General features: G+C 51.4%; 11 protein-coding genes. 5 read left to right on the plus strand and 6 right to left on the minus strand.

Annotated elements, in window-relative coordinates; genetic code table 11:
* The first annotated feature begins 8 nt into the window (after window positions 1-8).
* The 3 genes from mgtA to ACS0RQ_RS15090 all read left to right on the plus strand — a co-directional run bounded on the left by mgtA (window position 9) and on the right by ACS0RQ_RS15090 (window position 5,073).
* The gene (mgtA, locus tag ACS0RQ_RS15080) at window positions 9-2,702 is read left to right on the plus strand and encodes a magnesium-translocating P-type ATPase (RefSeq protein WP_271849533.1); all 2,694 of its coding nucleotides are present in this window, start codon (window positions 9-11) and stop codon (window positions 2,700-2,702) included.
* A 314-nt stretch (window positions 2,703-3,016) separates the two neighbouring features.
* Complete coding sequence (locus tag ACS0RQ_RS15085) at window positions 3,017-4,669, plus strand: Na/Pi cotransporter family protein (protein ID WP_334312436.1); 1,653 nt, start codon at window positions 3,017-3,019, stop codon at window positions 4,667-4,669.
* A gap of 62 nt (window positions 4,670-4,731) precedes the next feature.
* The gene (locus tag ACS0RQ_RS15090) at window positions 4,732-5,073 is read left to right on the plus strand and encodes a DUF2493 domain-containing protein (RefSeq protein ID WP_271849530.1); all 342 of its coding nucleotides are present in this window, start codon (window positions 4,732-4,734) and stop codon (window positions 5,071-5,073) included.
* A 165-nt stretch (window positions 5,074-5,238) separates the two neighbouring features.
* On the opposite strand, the gene ACS0RQ_RS15095 is transcribed toward ACS0RQ_RS15090, so the two are convergent.
* Entirely contained in the window at window positions 5,239-6,384 is a 1,146-nt protein-coding gene (locus ACS0RQ_RS15095; protein ID WP_271849529.1) for an FAD-dependent oxidoreductase, read from the minus strand.
* 234 nt (window positions 6,385-6,618) lie between these two features.
* Here ACS0RQ_RS15095 and ACS0RQ_RS15100 point away from each other — a divergent pair, with 234 nt between their 5' ends.
* A complete protein-coding gene (locus ACS0RQ_RS15100; protein ID WP_271849528.1) occupies window positions 6,619-7,062 on the plus strand; it encodes a MarR family winged helix-turn-helix transcriptional regulator in 444 nt (147 codons plus the stop codon).
* Between the two features lie 233 nt (window positions 7,063-7,295).
* On the opposite strand, the gene ACS0RQ_RS15105 is transcribed toward ACS0RQ_RS15100, so the two are convergent.
* Both ACS0RQ_RS15105 and ACS0RQ_RS15110 read right to left on the minus strand, forming a co-directional pair.
* Complete coding sequence (locus ACS0RQ_RS15105) at window positions 7,296-8,828, minus strand: DHA2 family efflux MFS transporter permease subunit (protein WP_271849527.1); 1,533 nt, start codon at window positions 8,826-8,828, stop codon at window positions 7,296-7,298.
* A complete protein-coding gene (locus ACS0RQ_RS15110) occupies window positions 8,821-9,834 on the minus strand; it encodes an HlyD family secretion protein (RefSeq protein WP_271849526.1) in 1,014 nt (337 codons plus the stop codon). The genes ACS0RQ_RS15105 and ACS0RQ_RS15110 overlap by 8 nt, the downstream gene beginning before the upstream one ends.
* 311 nt (window positions 9,835-10,145) lie before the next feature.
* Here ACS0RQ_RS15110 and ACS0RQ_RS15115 point away from each other — a divergent pair, with 311 nt between their 5' ends.
* Window positions 10,146-10,784: a TetR/AcrR family transcriptional regulator gene (locus tag ACS0RQ_RS15115; RefSeq protein WP_271849525.1), complete on the plus strand. Its 639-nt coding sequence runs from the start codon at window positions 10,146-10,148 to the stop codon at window positions 10,782-10,784.
* A gap of 413 nt (window positions 10,785-11,197) precedes the next feature.
* On the opposite strand, the gene ACS0RQ_RS15120 is transcribed toward ACS0RQ_RS15115, so the two are convergent.
* Genes ACS0RQ_RS15120 through budA form a run of 3 tightly spaced genes read right to left on the minus strand, consistent with a single transcriptional unit; the run spans window position 11,198 to window position 14,461 of the window.
* Window positions 11,198-11,968, minus strand: a complete 771-nt coding sequence (locus ACS0RQ_RS15120) for a (S)-acetoin forming diacetyl reductase (RefSeq protein WP_039079245.1) — start codon at window positions 11,966-11,968, stop codon at window positions 11,198-11,200.
* Window positions 11,969-11,988: 20 nt separating this feature from the next.
* Window positions 11,989-13,623, minus strand: coding sequence for an acetolactate synthase AlsS (alsS, locus tag ACS0RQ_RS15125; protein WP_499079330.1), 1,635 nt, complete (start codon window positions 13,621-13,623; stop codon window positions 11,989-11,991).
* Between the two features lie 58 nt (window positions 13,624-13,681).
* Entirely contained in the window at window positions 13,682-14,461 is a 780-nt protein-coding gene (budA, locus tag ACS0RQ_RS15130) for an acetolactate decarboxylase (protein ID WP_271849523.1), read from the minus strand.
* Between the last annotated feature and the right edge of the window lie 81 nt (window positions 14,462-14,542).

The raw sequence follows: 14,542 nt of genomic DNA on the forward strand, positions 1-14,542 counted from the left end.
GCACCACCATGACAGTACAAACCAAGAACCGTAATAAAAAAAACATGCATTCTCTGCGTACCGCCCAGGAAGCCAAAAATGGCATTGCGCAAACCCTGGTCAACCTCAACACCACCCGGGAAGGGCTACAGGAAGTCGAAGCCAGTGTCCGCCTGGCGCGGGATGGCATGAACGAAGTCGCTCACGACAAGCCGCCTCACGCGCTGCTCCAACTGCTGATGGCCTTCAATAACCCGTTTATCTATGTGCTGGCTATTCTGGCAGGGATCAGCTTCTTTACCGATTACTGGTTGCCAACCAGCCACGGCGAGGAAGGTGACCTCACCACCGTTATCATCATCGGCACCATGGTAGCCCTCAGCGGTCTGGTGCGCTTCTGGCAGGAACACCGCTCAGCGAAATCTGCCGAAGCGCTGAAAGCGATGGTGCGCACAACCGCAACGGTAGTGCGTCGCGACCACGCGGGGCAAAAAGGCACGCCCCGTGAGATCCCGATGCGTGAATTGGTCGTGGGCGATATTGTGCAGCTTTATGCGGGGGATATGATCCCGGCGGATATTCGCCTGATTGAATCACGCGACCTGTTTATCAGCCAGGCTGTCCTGACTGGTGAAGCGCTGCCGATTGAGAAGTACGATACCCTCGGCGCCGTTGCACAAAAGTCTGCACATGACGAAGCGCGCGAAACCGAAAATCTTCTTGATATCCCTAATATCTGCTTTATGGGGACCAATGTGGTTAGCGGCACTGCGCAGGCTGTGGTGGTTTCTACCGGGCCACGAACCTATTTCGGTTCGCTGGCAAAAGCTATTGTCGGTACCCGGGCGAAAACGGCGTTTGACCGCGGGGTTAACAGCGTCAGTTGGTTACTGATCCGCTTTATGCTGGTGATGGTGCCGGTGGTGTTCCTGATTAACGGCCTGCTGAAAGGCGAATGGTGGGATGCTCTGCTGTTTGCTCTGGCGGTCGCAGTTGGCCTGACGCCGGAAATGCTACCGATGATCGTCAGTGCAAACCTCGCCAAAGGTGCGGTGGCCATGGCGAAACGCAAAGTGGTTGTGAAGCGTCTCAATGCTATCCAGAACCTGGGGGCCATGGATGTGTTGTGTACCGACAAAACCGGTACGCTGACGCAGGACAAAATCATCCTCGAACATCACGTCGACACGCACGGTCAGAAAAACGAGTCTGTGCTGGCGCTGGCCTGGCTCAATAGCCACCATCAAAGCGGCATCAAGAACCTCATGGATCAGGCGGTGATTTACTTCTCTGAAAATGAGCCGGATTTCGTCAAACCTCAAGGCTACAGTAAGGTCGATGAAATGCCGTTTGATTTTGTCCGCCGCCGCCTTTCAATAGTGGTGAAGGACAGCCGGGGCAATCATCTGCTGGTATGCAAAGGCGCAGTAGAAGAGATGATGAGCATCGCCACGCACGTGGAAGAAAACGGCAAGGTTATGGCACTGGATAACCAGCGCCGTGACGAGATGCTTACGATGGCAAACGACTACAACAAAGACGGCTTTCGTGTACTTGTTGTGGCCACGCGCGACATACCTCATGGCGAGGCGAAAAAACAGTACAGTACTGAGGATGAGCACGACCTGATCATCCGTGGCTTCCTCACCTTTCTCGATCCACCGAAGGAGAGCGCAGGCCCTGCTATCAAGGCACTGATGGACATTGGTGTAGCGGTAAAAGTGCTGACTGGCGATAACGCCATCGTCACCACGCGCATTTGTCGCCAGGTTGGGCTGGAACCCGGTGAGCCGGTACTCGGCACGCAGATTGAACAACTTAACGATACGTCTCTCCAGCAACTGGTGGAAGAGCGCACCGTGTTTGCCAAACTGACGCCACTGCAGAAATCGCGGGTACTAAAAGCCTTGCAAGCCAATGGCCATACCGTCGGCTTCCTTGGCGATGGTATTAACGATGCTCCCGCCCTGCGTGATGCCGATGTAGGCATCTCGGTCGACAGCGGCACCGATATCGCCAAAGAGTCCGCCGATATCATCCTGCTTGAAAAGAGCCTGATGGTACTGGAAGAAGGCGTAATCAAAGGCCGGGAGACCTTTGGCAATATCATGAAGTATCTGAACATGACCGCCAGCTCTAACTTCGGCAACGTGTTCTCGGTGCTCGTCGCCAGCGCATTTATTCCTTTTTTGCCCATGCTTGCGATTCAATTGCTGCTGCAAAATCTGATGTACGACATCTCCCAACTCGCGCTGCCGTGGGACAAAACAGACAAAGAGTTCCTGAGCAAGCCGCGCAAGTGGGATGCAAAAAACATTGGACGCTTTATGGTCTGGATTGGCCCGACATCGTCCATTTTCGACATGACCACGTTCGCCCTGATGTGGTTTGTGTTCAGCGCCAACAGCGAGCACATGCAGACCCTGTTCCAGTCTGGCTGGTTCGTTGAAGGATTGCTGTCACAGACACTGGTGGTCCATATGCTGCGCACCCAGAAAATACCGTTTATTCAGAGCACCGCAGCCTGGCCGGTGATGATGATGACCGGATTAATTATGGCGATTGGTATTTATGTGCCCTTCTCTCCGCTTGGGCCATTGGTTGGGCTCCAGGCGCTACCATGGCAATACTTCCCATGGCTGGCAGGCACCCTGCTTGCCTACTGCTGCGTGGCGCAGAGCATGAAAGTGATCTACATGCGTCGCTTTAAACAGTGGCACTGACGCTGCGTTAACCAGAGTAGTACCGTGCCGCTTCGGCGGCACTTTTCAGGCAGGCAACACAAGCTGGAAAGCATTATGGAAAAACAACCTTCCCTTATTTTCCTGATTAAAAATAAGACCATTGTATTGATGACCTTATTTTTAATGAAAATAACCCACGCCTCGCGAATACATGCTTTGGCATGGTATGCCGGGGGGAGAATTAGCTACCGACACACAAAATTGTTACTCACTTTCGCCAGTACCCTGAATCGTTTTTCGATAAGGCTACTGCGTTTTGTTACTACACCCGTCAATAAGAAGGAAAGTTAATGATGTCCGGAACGACGCTGTTAATTAACCTGGCTGGTGCCATTACTTTGCTGCTCTGGGGCAGCCATATGATCGCTACAGCACTTCAGCGTGGCTTTGGCACGCCGCTACGCAACTGGATGGGGCGCCACCTCACTAACCGCTTCACCGCCCTGCTATCAGGCATTGGCATTACCGGTATTCTGCAAAGCAGCACTGCGGTAAGTATGATGGCCACATCATTTACCGCCGCCGGAACGCTCAGCCTGGCCCCCGCACTTGCCGTGATGCTGGGCGCCAACATTGGCTCCACGCTCGTCGTGCAAGTGATGAGTTTTAACACTGAAATCGCTATTCCATTGCTTCTGTTGATCGGCTTTGTGGTCTTTAAACTGCGCGACCATTCCAACTTCGAGAGCGTGGGTTGCGCGCTAATTGGGCTTGGTTTGATGCTGCTCGCCCTGCATCTGCTTGGCGGTGCTTTGGCAGAAATTGAAGTCACACCGGTTTTCCATGCTGTCATGCAGGGGCTGGAGGGAGATATTTTTATCGCTCTACTGGTCGCCGCGCTGCTGACACTGATTTGCCACTCCAGCGTAGCCATTGTGTTATTGATAGCGTCTCTTGCCACCACCGGCGCGATGACACCAGCGACAGCAATGGTGTTAGTGCTTGGAGCAAACATAGGTAATGCGCTGCCACCGATTCTGAACGCAGGTTCTGGCGTGGCGCGTCGTCTGCCGATTGGCAACCTGATCATTCGCCTGTCTGGATGTGTTCTGACATTACTGCTGCTGCCACTGCTCACTGATTATGTACAAGAATCCGGACTGAGCACACCGCAACTGGTGGTCTGGTTCCACACAGCCTTTAGCACCGTGCTCGCACTGCTTTTTATTGGCCTGACTCCACAAATGGCCCACATCCTGGAGCGAATTTTCCCGGAAAAAGAGCAACCTGATGACCCTGGCATGCCGATGTATCTGGACGCCGCAGGACTGGAGGTCGCCTATATAGGCCTGTCAAACTCGGTTCGAGAGTCACTACGGGCTGCAGATATGCTATCGACCATGCTGGACCGCCTGCTGATACTGTTCGTGACACAGGAGAAACAGGCTACCGAGGATATCCGTCAGCTTGATCAATCGGTCGATCTGCTCGGCGCGGCGGTTCGCGCCTACCTCGCTGATATTGGTCAGGATGGACTGAATGATGCAGATGCCGACCGTGCGCAGGAGATACTGATGTTCATTATCAATGTTGAACATGCGGGAGATATTCTTTCCAGCAATCTGGCCCAACTGGCTACTCGCCGCGCACGCCGTGGGGAGGTGTTTAGTTATTTTGAGTTACACAATATCCGCCTGTTTCACGAAGAGATCCTTACCAGTTTGCGCCTCGGTATAGCTGCATTTATGCGTGAAGACTTATCGGCCGCCTATGAATTGGTGCAGCGTAAGGAAACCGTTCGTCAGCTCGAGGCTGCCGCCAGCCGCGAGCATTTCAAAAAGCTGCGTGAGGATAAAAATGCCTGGGCGGAATCCGGCGATATCTTCCAGCGCGTTTTACGGGATTACCGCCGCGTGCATCACCACATCGCCGCCGTCGCATATCCGGTCATTGAGCGCCTTGGTGATGAGTCCCCACTGTTTATTAAAACGCCTCCGGCCCTGTAGAACAGGGCCGCTATGGTGTGCATACCTGCCTTATCAAGAAAAACAACATAAGGAAGAAAATAGTGAGAGTTCTAATCTGCTCAGGTCGGTTTTATGCCGACATCCATACCCTCACTCGCGTACTGGATTTATATGCCCGAACGCAGACGATAGATGTGCTTATCCACGGAGGTCACCAGGCGCTGGGCATCGTCATTGAAACCTGGGCACGCGAGGCCGATGTTCATGTTATTCGCTACCCGGCAAACTGGATGCTGCATGGAAAATATGCGGAAACCAGGCGTAATCTGTTTATGTTGGAAGACAGTCGCCCTGACGTGCTGCTGGCCTTTCCTGGCGGAGAGGACACAGCGGAGTGTACAAAAATGGCGCAAAAATTTGGCATTCGGGTAATCGAAGTTTAACCTCAGGTCAGACAGAGAATTAAATAACCGTCTGAATCCTGACATGTATTCCAGACATTGACGTTGCCTTTGGATATGAGGTTACTGAAGAAATGCTAATTAAATTATCGCAACAATAAACTTTAATTTAATTCAGAAGCCGCTACCCAGAAAACCAGGCGAGTCTTAACAATCTGTTAAATATGAATTCATCAATTTTGCCATATTTTCCGCGCCGTTCATCGCAATGCTAAGTTCAAGGTTACGTGCACTTTCTTGTGCTGCGGAATGTGCACGCACGAACATTCTTGCCTCATAGCGCTTGATAGCCTCAGCAGGATTGTTACCCGACACTAACTCGCAGGCCAGTTCTGATGCATCGAGCATAGCCAGATTGGCGCCAGCACCCGCAAAGGGTGACATAAGATGTGCAGCATCCCCCAGCAGTGTAATATTGGCATTATTTTCCCATTGGATCCCTACAGGAAGCATATTAATGGGGCGCAGTAAAAATGCCCCTTCACTCGCATGAATGAAATTTCTCAGCGCAGGGGCCCAGTCAGCGAAGAGGGTCGCCAGCGCCTCACGTGTTTCTGTCGGGCAGAGTGACTGGACATTTCTTTGACCGCGATTTTCAGGTAATCGTAAAGCGATATACAGACGGATTTTATTATCGCCATTACGCTGCGCAATCAGTCCTTTATTGTCAGAAAGCGCCATAAAACTCCCCTTACCCACCATTGCAGAAATAATCGGGTATGCACTGTCTGGATTCAGTATTTCTGTTTCTATAAAGCTTACACCTGAATAGAAAGGCTCCTCAGAGGTCAATAACGGGCGGATCCGCGAGCCCGCACCATCCGCGCCGACAAGAATATTTGCCTGGACCTGCCTACCATTTTCAAAAAAGAGCGAATGGCTACCCGTTGCCGCAGGTTGCGTACTGACAAGTCGATGATCCCAGCGTATGCGGTCTGGCTCCAGAGAATCAATCAACAGATCCCGCAGTTGCTTGCGGTCTATTTCTGGACGATCAAAGTTATCTTCCGCAACCGATTCCTCCCAAAAACAGTGACCCGTTTTATCCACAATGCGCATTTGCTGGCCTTCCGGTCTTGCAAGGGCATGAAACTGTTCTTCTAAACCCGCCGCTTTTATCGCAACCTGCCCGGAATCAGCATGGATATCCAGTGTCCCTCCCTGGTCACGTGCATAGCGTGATGTATCCCGTTCAAAGACCACAGCGTCTAAGCCGTTTTGTTGAAGAATGCGAGCCAGTGTCAGTCCACCAATACCCCCACCCACAATGGCGATTTCATGCGATTCGGTCATACTGTGTTCCTCTTTATTTATTAAAATCAGGCAAATAAATAGTCAATAATTAAGAGAGAAAGGTCCTGGACGGACGCAAGATCTCCCGTTACCCAAGGCAACGTGAGCATGGTCGAACCATAAATCCGTCGACGTTATGGTGACCTGATACATCTTAGTGATGGTTTAAGTTGACATATCAACCTTTACAGTGGCAGAGTTGATATGTCAACTTTGTTTAACGGTAGCTACCCTATGAAAAAAGAAGACCTGACCCAAAGTGAAATCAATGCATGGCGGGGGTTTCGCCGAATGGGCGAAGTGATTGCCTCTCGTATAGGCCGCGAAATAACACAAAAAACGGGTTTATCATCCGCTGATTTTACGATCCTGATGCAACTCAGCATGAATGGCGATAAACAACAGCGCCAGTGTGATATACAGACTTTCCTTGAATGGGATAAGACGCGTTTGTCTCATCAATTGTCCCGCATGGAAACGCGAGGATTAATCGAGAAAAAAAGCGAGGGTGGGAATAGTTCATTTATCAGCATGACAGATAAAGGTCGTCTTCAGCTCTCCGTAGCCCAGCCCGTGCATCAAAACGGGATTTATGAACATTTTGCAAAATGGCTTAGCGAAGATGATCTTGAAGCAATGATACGGATAACCGATATTCTGCGTAATTCGTCGAAATAATAAAAGTTAAGTACTCTACCTCTCAAGCGGGAATGCTGGTTACTGGTTCTTCTGGCAAAGACAAGAAAGCTATCTCCTTCCATGGAAATAGTGTGCGAGCGGATGATAAAAACACATAAGCCTGGCGTTAAATTTATAGTTTCAACCGATAACATTAGACAAAATATTTTGCCAGGATAGTCTCAAAGATACTTAAGCGATAAAACAAGATAATAATGACAATAGAGTGGCGATTACTTTTTCTGCGGCCGTTTTAACAAAAACGCCATCGGTATGCACAACAAAATCGACACCATCAACACAAAGTATGTTTCATTATAGGCCAATACAGACGACTGCTGCGCGATCATTTTTACCAGTTGAGCCGCCGATATTACGTGGCTATCCCCGCCCACGGAGGCTCCTGCAAGCGCCTCGAACTTAGACTGAGCCACCGGAGAACTGGCATGTACAGATTCTCTGAGTACAGTATTATGGAAGACTTCTCTCCTATCTAAAAATGTCCCTATCAGCGCAAGACCTATTGCCCCACCTAAGTTACGCGCCATATTATATAAACCAGCGGCATCACCCGACTCTTCTTTCGTCACCGCTGCCATTGCCGCCTGGTTTAGTGGCATCATACAGAGCATTTGCGCGGTGCCGCGAACCAGTTGTGAAAAGACGAAACTATCTCCTGAGCTTTGTATGCTAAGCGATGTATCCATAAAGCAACTTATTGCAAAAAGCACCAGGCCAGGAATAACGATCAGCCTGATATCCACTTTCGTCACCAGACGGGGCAAAATATACATTAATAATAAGGCGGGTATCCCGGCAAGCAATAATACGCCACCGGATTGCTCAGCATTATAACCTGCGATATGTGAAAGGAATTGCGGCACCAGGTAAGCAATGCCATAAAGGACAATCCCGGTAACGAATATAATGATGATGACTGAGGAGAAACTTTTATTCCTGAATAGCCTGAGGTTTAAAACGGGTTTTTCAACATATATTTGCGACATGATAATCATCAACAAGCCTGTAACCGAAATCACGCTAAGCCTGCAAATCATTGTTGATTCAAACCAGTTTTCTCGCTGTCCTTCTTCCAGAATCGCTATCAATGTACTGAGGCCTAGCGCCAGACCCGCGATTCCTAACCAATCCGCTTTAACAAACTCGTGCGATTTAATTTTCTCTGCAGGTAACCCGCAAAGCAGCATGACTAACATGACGAGACAGATTGGCCCATTAATAAAAAAACACCATGACCAGTTTGCATTTTCGGTAAGCCAGCCCCCCACAACAGGCCCCAACAATGGCCCCATAATGACTGTCAGGCCAAATGCAGTCATCCCGACTGGAAGCTGATGTAACGGTAAACGCGTTCGGACGATCGATTGCGCGGTAGGGATCATGGCACCGCCACAGAACCCCTGCCCCACGCGGGCCGCAATCAAAAACGGCAAACTGGATGAAAAGCCACACAAAAAAGAGAAAACAATAAACAGTGTTGCATTCATAACCAGCAAGTTACGTAGCCCAAGCCATTTTGTCAGCCATGCCACCAGCGGTATCATCACAATTTCGGACATCATATAGCCGGTGGTAATCCAGGTTCCTTCTGTTCCCGTAGCACCTACTGCGCCCTGAATTTGCGGTAATGCCGAGTTAGTAATTGAGACATCGAGTGTCGCCATAAGGGCACCGGCCGCGCCTGCTGCAACAGCGATCCAGTCCGTCAGTGTTGCGTTATTTTGGGGTTTGATTTGCTCATCCATGATGTTGAGGCTCCTGGCGTGTATCAACTTCAACTTTTGCTGACAGGCCTGTCATCATTGTGGATGGCATGTTTTGTTTATCGAAACGAATTCGAACCGGAACCCGCTGCACAACTTTCGTGAAATTGCCGGTCGCATTTTCCGGTGGCAATAATGCGAATTCCGATCCGGTTGCAGGCGCAAGACTTTCAATATGGCCTGCAAAGGTCTTTCCTGGAAAAGCATCTATACGTAAGCGCACGGGTTGATTGGGCCGCATGCGACCAACCTGGGTCTCTTTAAAGTTGGCAATAACGTAAATGCTTTTGGTTGGCACTATCGACATTAAACGTGAACCCGCCTGGATGTACTGTCCTGCTCTGACCCCTACATCTCCCACCGTGCCATCCTGCATACTTTGCAAAACGGTATCTTCTAAATCCAGGTTGCTACTTTGCAGGTCAGCTTTAGCGCCCTGCAACTGGGCCTCGTATCCTTTTTCTTGAGCGTGGCACTCGACAATTTTTGCCCGGGCAACTTTTACTCCCGCCTCAAGTGCATGTAATTGCGCCCAGGCTTGTTGACGGGCGTTATCTTTGTCAGCTAGTTGCTGTGGTGTAGTCGCCCCTGTCTTTACGAGTGGTTGATAGCGGGCCCATTCATTTTCTGCATGTTGTGCGGCCAGGCGAGCGGCTTGTTGCTGCACATCGGCCTGTATGAGTTGCGCTTCCAGTTGCGCGATTTGCGCCTGCACTTGTGCTTTGTCCGCTTCAAACCTGACAATATCAGCTACTTTTTTATCGATCGCTGCATGACTATGGCGGCTATCAAGACGAAGCAGTGGCTCTCCTTTATGTACCCCTTGATTATCCGTCACCAGAACTTCCTCAACATATCCGCCGATTTTTGATGAAATGGAGACACTATCCGCTTTGATAAAAGCGTCATCGGTTTCTTCGATATACCAACCGTTGACTATCCACCAGGCACAAATGCCAGCAAAAACAATAAGGATAAGAAAGGCCATACGCAAAATGCCCCGTTTTCGGCTCACAGCGCCAGGACTGGCATGTTCACCGTTCCCCTGGGCTACAGAGGCAGACGTTATCGCTGATGTTATCAATAGCATGGTAGTCTCCGATGTGTATCGACCCGGCTTCCCAGATAGATGGATGTGAAAGAAAACAGTGAGTTAACCAGACAACCTGGGTTTATGATGGTGTCCATAATTGATTTCGACCATTAGTTTTACTTGATAAAAAGTTGTATCGAGTATAAATTTATAACAAATAAAAGATCAAGGGGAATTTGTCCGCTGATCGGTGAGAGAGGAAAACAATGAAGACAAACAAACCGGAAGGACTGAGAGAACAGAAGAAGAGACTTACCCGGCAACATATTTCCAATGAAGCCACCAAGCTTTTTATCCGATATGGTTTTGATAACGTAACCATTAGTGATATTGCGCAGGCGGCAAATGTATCGAAGATGACAGTGTCTAACTATTTTGTGCGTAAGGAAGAACTGTTGTTTGACCGCATGGGCGAGATAACGGAATTACTGGAGGAAAGCCTTAAGAACCGTAAAGAACGGTCCCCGCTCGCCAAATTGAAGGGGCTGACGGCTGAATTACTTGAGCAAAAACATAAAGTTTTTATGATTAACCAGAATGTCGTTAAATTTTGGCAGGTTGTTTCGGACAGCACAACGCTGAGTACCTTCGGCATTATGCAGTTTGATATTATTTGCAAACAACTTGGAAAAATGTTGGCGTCAAATGTCGGGCAGCCAGAGACGGATCCAACGGCGCATCTACTCGCCACCATTATTATGAATACATGGCGTATCGCATACACTGAGGCGCTGTTCCGTCAAAAGATGAATATTGAGCAAACGGATATTGAGTTTCTTTTTGACATTACAGCCCGCGGATTTTGTGCTGCGGAAGCCGCAGCGAAGGGGACACAATATCTCTAAGCCATTACGCCTGTTTAGAACGCCTGGAAAGCGGCCCGTAAGCACGCTAATAATGACTTAATCATTCGAGGTGGTCTGGCCGGGCGTGCCAGGCATTCAAATATAAGATGATTGCCTGGTGATTATCTGCCCCATACCCGTGCTGCATTTCACATATGGCCTACAGCGCCTCGTTTAATGGCGACAAAGCTACGGGTTTAGTCGCAATAACCATGCACACCACGCCTGCATTGTGTCTGCCCCCCCTATTTTATTGCAAAAAAAGCCCCTGCACGGGTGCAGGGGAAAACTCATGTCAGAGCTTTTTTCTCACTAATTCGTGTTGCATGAACGCAGCGAGTCTGAATAACGTAGATAAGTACGTGACCAGGCCAGCGCACAGGCAACGTGAAGCATGACGGGTATCGTCGAATTTAATTGAACACCATCCCACCATCGATGAGCAGAGACTGGCCGGTCATATAATCGGAGTCTGGCCCGGCAAGGTACGAGACGCAGGCGGCAACATCTTCCGGTTCGGACAAGCGGCCAAGCGTAATGCGTTTGGCAAAGGTTTCGGTACCGTAGCCGAGTGGTTTTCCCGCAGCCTCAGACACCTGGCGGTCAATCTCCGCCCACATCGGCGTTTTAACGATTCCCGGGCAGTAAGCGTTAACGGTGATCCCAAGCGGAGCAAGATCCCGTGCGGCAGTCTGGGTTAAACCGCGAACCGCGAACTTACTGGAACTGTAGACGGCCAGGTCCGGATTACCGGTGTGACCCGCCTGAGAGCAGGCGTTTATGATCTTGCCACCGTGCTCCTCTTTGCGAAACGCCTCAATCGCCGCCTGAATCCCCCAGATCACCCCTTTCACGTTGATGTTATAAACCTTATCAATAATCTCCGATGTGATGGATTCGATGGGCGTGGAAGGCGCAACCCCGGCGTTATTGACGATAACGTGGAAACCGCCCAGCGCTGTGCGGGCTTTCTCGACCGCCGCAAACACCTGATCGCGGTCAGAGACATCCACCTTCACGGCAATGGCACTGCCGCCGTTACGGTTGATTTCATCGGCAACGGCGCTTGCCGTCTCATCGTTATAGTCGGCAATGGCAACAGCAAAGCCGTCTTTTACCAGACGAAGCGCTATCGCTTTACCAATCCCCTGGCCTGCACCAGTTACGAGAGCAACTTTTTTCATTTTTCTGTCCTTATAGTGAGTCATAAAATCTGGCTGAGATGGAGCTGGCCCATCAGCAGCGGGTTATCGCTATAGTCAACGGGAATGGCCACCACGGCCGGACCATCGACATCCATCGCCGCACGTAGTGTGGGCTCAAGCGCATCGGCGCTCTCCACGGCAAAACCTTTCGCGCCAAAAGCGTCGGCGTAGGCTTTGAAATCGACCGGGCCGAACTCCACGCCGGAAAGTCGCTGGTATTTTTTCTCTTCCTGAATGGCCACCATGTTGTAGGCGTTATCCACCCAGATGATATGCAGCACGTTGGCATTAAGACGCACCGCGGTTTCCAGCTCCATACTCGACTGCAGGAAGCCGCCGTCACCGGAGACGGAAACCACCTTGCGCCCCGGATTCACCAGCCAGGCGCCAATCGCCCATGGCAGCGCGACGCCCATGGTTTGCTGACCGTTGGAGATCATCAACTGACGCGCCCGGAAGCTGTAGAGATAACGGGCGATCCAGATGTGGAAGCTGCCCATGTCCACGGTGAGCGTCACGTCGTTATTTACGATGTCCTGCATGGCTCTTACGATACGCAGCGGATGCAAGGCAAACTGGTTGAGCGAGGCGCCGCGGCGATCAAGCAGATCCCGCTGATGCTGGCGGTCGACCAGAATTTCTGACGCGCGCTGGCTCAGCTCCAGCTTGTGGTCAATCCGACTGGCAAGCTGGTTCAGCGTGGCGGCGATATCCCCCACCAGTTCGATGTCGGGCACATAATTACGCTCTTCATACGCGGGCAGTACATCAATGTGCACCAGCGTGGCATCCCCGCTGTTCCACATGGACGGCTCATACTCCACCGGGCTGTAGCCAATACAGATAATCAGATCCGCCAGATGCAGTAGCCGGTCGCCCGCCTGGTTGTTAAAGAGGCCGACGCGCCCGGCGAAGCGGGTGAAGTGTTCCTGGTTTACCGCCCCGGCGGCCTGGTAGGTGCTGGTCACCGGAATACGGCTTTTCTCTAACAGCTTACGCAGCGCCGTGCTGTTGGCAGGCTGACTCGCCATCAGACCCAGCAGAATGACCGGATTTTTGGCATTGTCGATGAGCTTCACCACATCGTTAATCACCGATTCGGGTGCCGGGCCCATCATCGCCGGGCCGCTGGCAGGCAAAATGGTGCCAGTGGCGGGCTGGTCGACAATATCCTGCGGCAGGCTGACAAACGCGCTCCCCGGTCTGCCGTGCTCGGCGGCACGAAACGCGTTTGAGATAACCTCGGCAATCGAGTCCGGGGAACTGACCTCGACGGCATATTTGCTGACCGGGCTGAACATCGCGACGGTATCCATGCTCTGATGCACCAGTTTCGCTTTATCCGCCCGCTTCACCGCCCCGCCCAGCGCCACAACCGGGTCGCCTTCGCTGTTGGCGGTAGCAATGCCGGTGATCAGGTTTGAACAACCCGGTCCGGAGGTGACCAGCGCTACCCCGGCTTTACCGGTCAACCGTCCTACCGCTGCCGCCATAAACGCCGCGTTCGCCTCATGGCGTACGGGGATGATCTCAATGGAGGAGTCCAGCAGGGAATCAAAGACTTTGTCGATTTTCGCACCCGGAATACCGAAAACCTGTTTAACGCCCTGCGCTTCCAGTTGGCCGACAACCATATCGGCGCCGTGCGCCCACTGGCGAACCTGTTTATCACTGTTCACGATGGTTCTCCTGTTAGTTTTCAACGGAACGGATAGCCGCATCCAGATTGCCAGGGTGAAGGTTGGCCTGTAAAAACGCGCTGTCGGCGGGCAGGTCAATCATCAGTTTGTGAATTTCACCGAAAGTGAGCACGCCGTTCTCCAACTGGTAGTCGAGCAGGTGGCCCCCACCCTGACGGTCATCGGTGATGAAATGTTCGTGATAACCGGCCACGTTAATACCCTGCATATGTTGCGGCGTGCGAAAGCCGACCAGCACCCCTTCGCGCTGGTTAAAGCGAAACACCGGCTGGTCGTCCAGGACGTCGGTCATCGCCCGGTAAGGCGGCTTCTGGCGCGGAACCGTGCGAGTGTGGGCGTGGCGGAAGTTGCCATCAATACGCAACGCACAGAACAGGTTATCGGAAGGGATCTGCTGGTCGATCGCGTCGTGGATCTGCTGACGGCTGACCGGCGTATCGAAGGTTTTGCGATACTGCGGCTGGAACCAGGTCATCACGGCGAACGGCGTTTTCTGCTCTGGTTTCGCGGCGCGGGCGCTACCGTCGGCGCGTAACTGGTACACCTGGCTGCTAAAGGCAATCAGTTCGCCGTCCAGTTCGTTAAAGGTGCCCAGACCAAAATCACCTTGTGCCAGCAAATCGGCGATGGTGGTGTTTCCCTCATATACGCCGCTTAGCAGGGCGCTCATTAGCGATGTCTGATAGATCACGCTGTCAGGGTGCCGGGTAGAGAACCCACGTACGGTCTCGCTCAGGCTGGCCTCACAGTCGCATGCCGATGAATGCATCATTATGCTCGTCCTCTTCAACTTTTTTTAGAAAGGTTAAATAAATGTTGACCCGATTCAGCCGAGAGTTCCAATATAGAAACC

Origin of the sequence: Phytobacter diazotrophicus (assembly GCF_052061655.1) — a bacterium.
In the GTDB taxonomy this organism is placed as follows: domain Bacteria; phylum Pseudomonadota; class Gammaproteobacteria; order Enterobacterales; family Enterobacteriaceae; genus Phytobacter; species Phytobacter diazotrophicus.

Excerpts from the sequence above, each read along its gene's own strand:
- mgtA (WP_271849533.1), top strand. The coding sequence starts at position 9 with ATGACAGTACAAACCAAGAACCGTAATAAAAAAAACATGCATTCTCTG.
- ACS0RQ_RS15085 (WP_334312436.1), top strand. The coding sequence starts at position 3,017 with ATGTCCGGAACGACGCTGTTAATTAACCTGGCTGGTGCCATTACTTTG.
- ACS0RQ_RS15095 (WP_271849529.1), bottom strand. The coding sequence starts at position 6,384 with ATGACCGAATCGCATGAAATCGCCATTGTGGGTGGGGGTATTGGTGGA.
- ACS0RQ_RS15100 (WP_271849528.1), top strand. The coding sequence starts at position 6,619 with ATGAAAAAAGAAGACCTGACCCAAAGTGAAATCAATGCATGGCGGGGG.
- ACS0RQ_RS15105 (WP_271849527.1), bottom strand. The coding sequence starts at position 8,828 with ATGGATGAGCAAATCAAACCCCAAAATAACGCAACACTGACGGACTGG.
- ACS0RQ_RS15110 (WP_271849526.1), bottom strand. The coding sequence starts at position 9,834 with ATGGCCTTTCTTATCCTTATTGTTTTTGCTGGCATTTGTGCCTGGTGG.
- ACS0RQ_RS15115 (WP_271849525.1), top strand. The coding sequence starts at position 10,146 with ATGAAGACAAACAAACCGGAAGGACTGAGAGAACAGAAGAAGAGACTT.
- ACS0RQ_RS15120 (WP_039079245.1), bottom strand. The coding sequence starts at position 11,968 with ATGAAAAAAGTTGCTCTCGTAACTGGTGCAGGCCAGGGGATTGGTAAA.
- alsS (WP_499079330.1), bottom strand. The coding sequence starts at position 13,623 with ATGGTTGTCGGCCAACTGGAAGCGCAGGGCGTTAAACAGGTTTTCGGT.
- budA (WP_271849523.1), bottom strand. The coding sequence starts at position 14,461 with ATGATGCATTCATCGGCATGCGACTGTGAGGCCAGCCTGAGCGAGACC.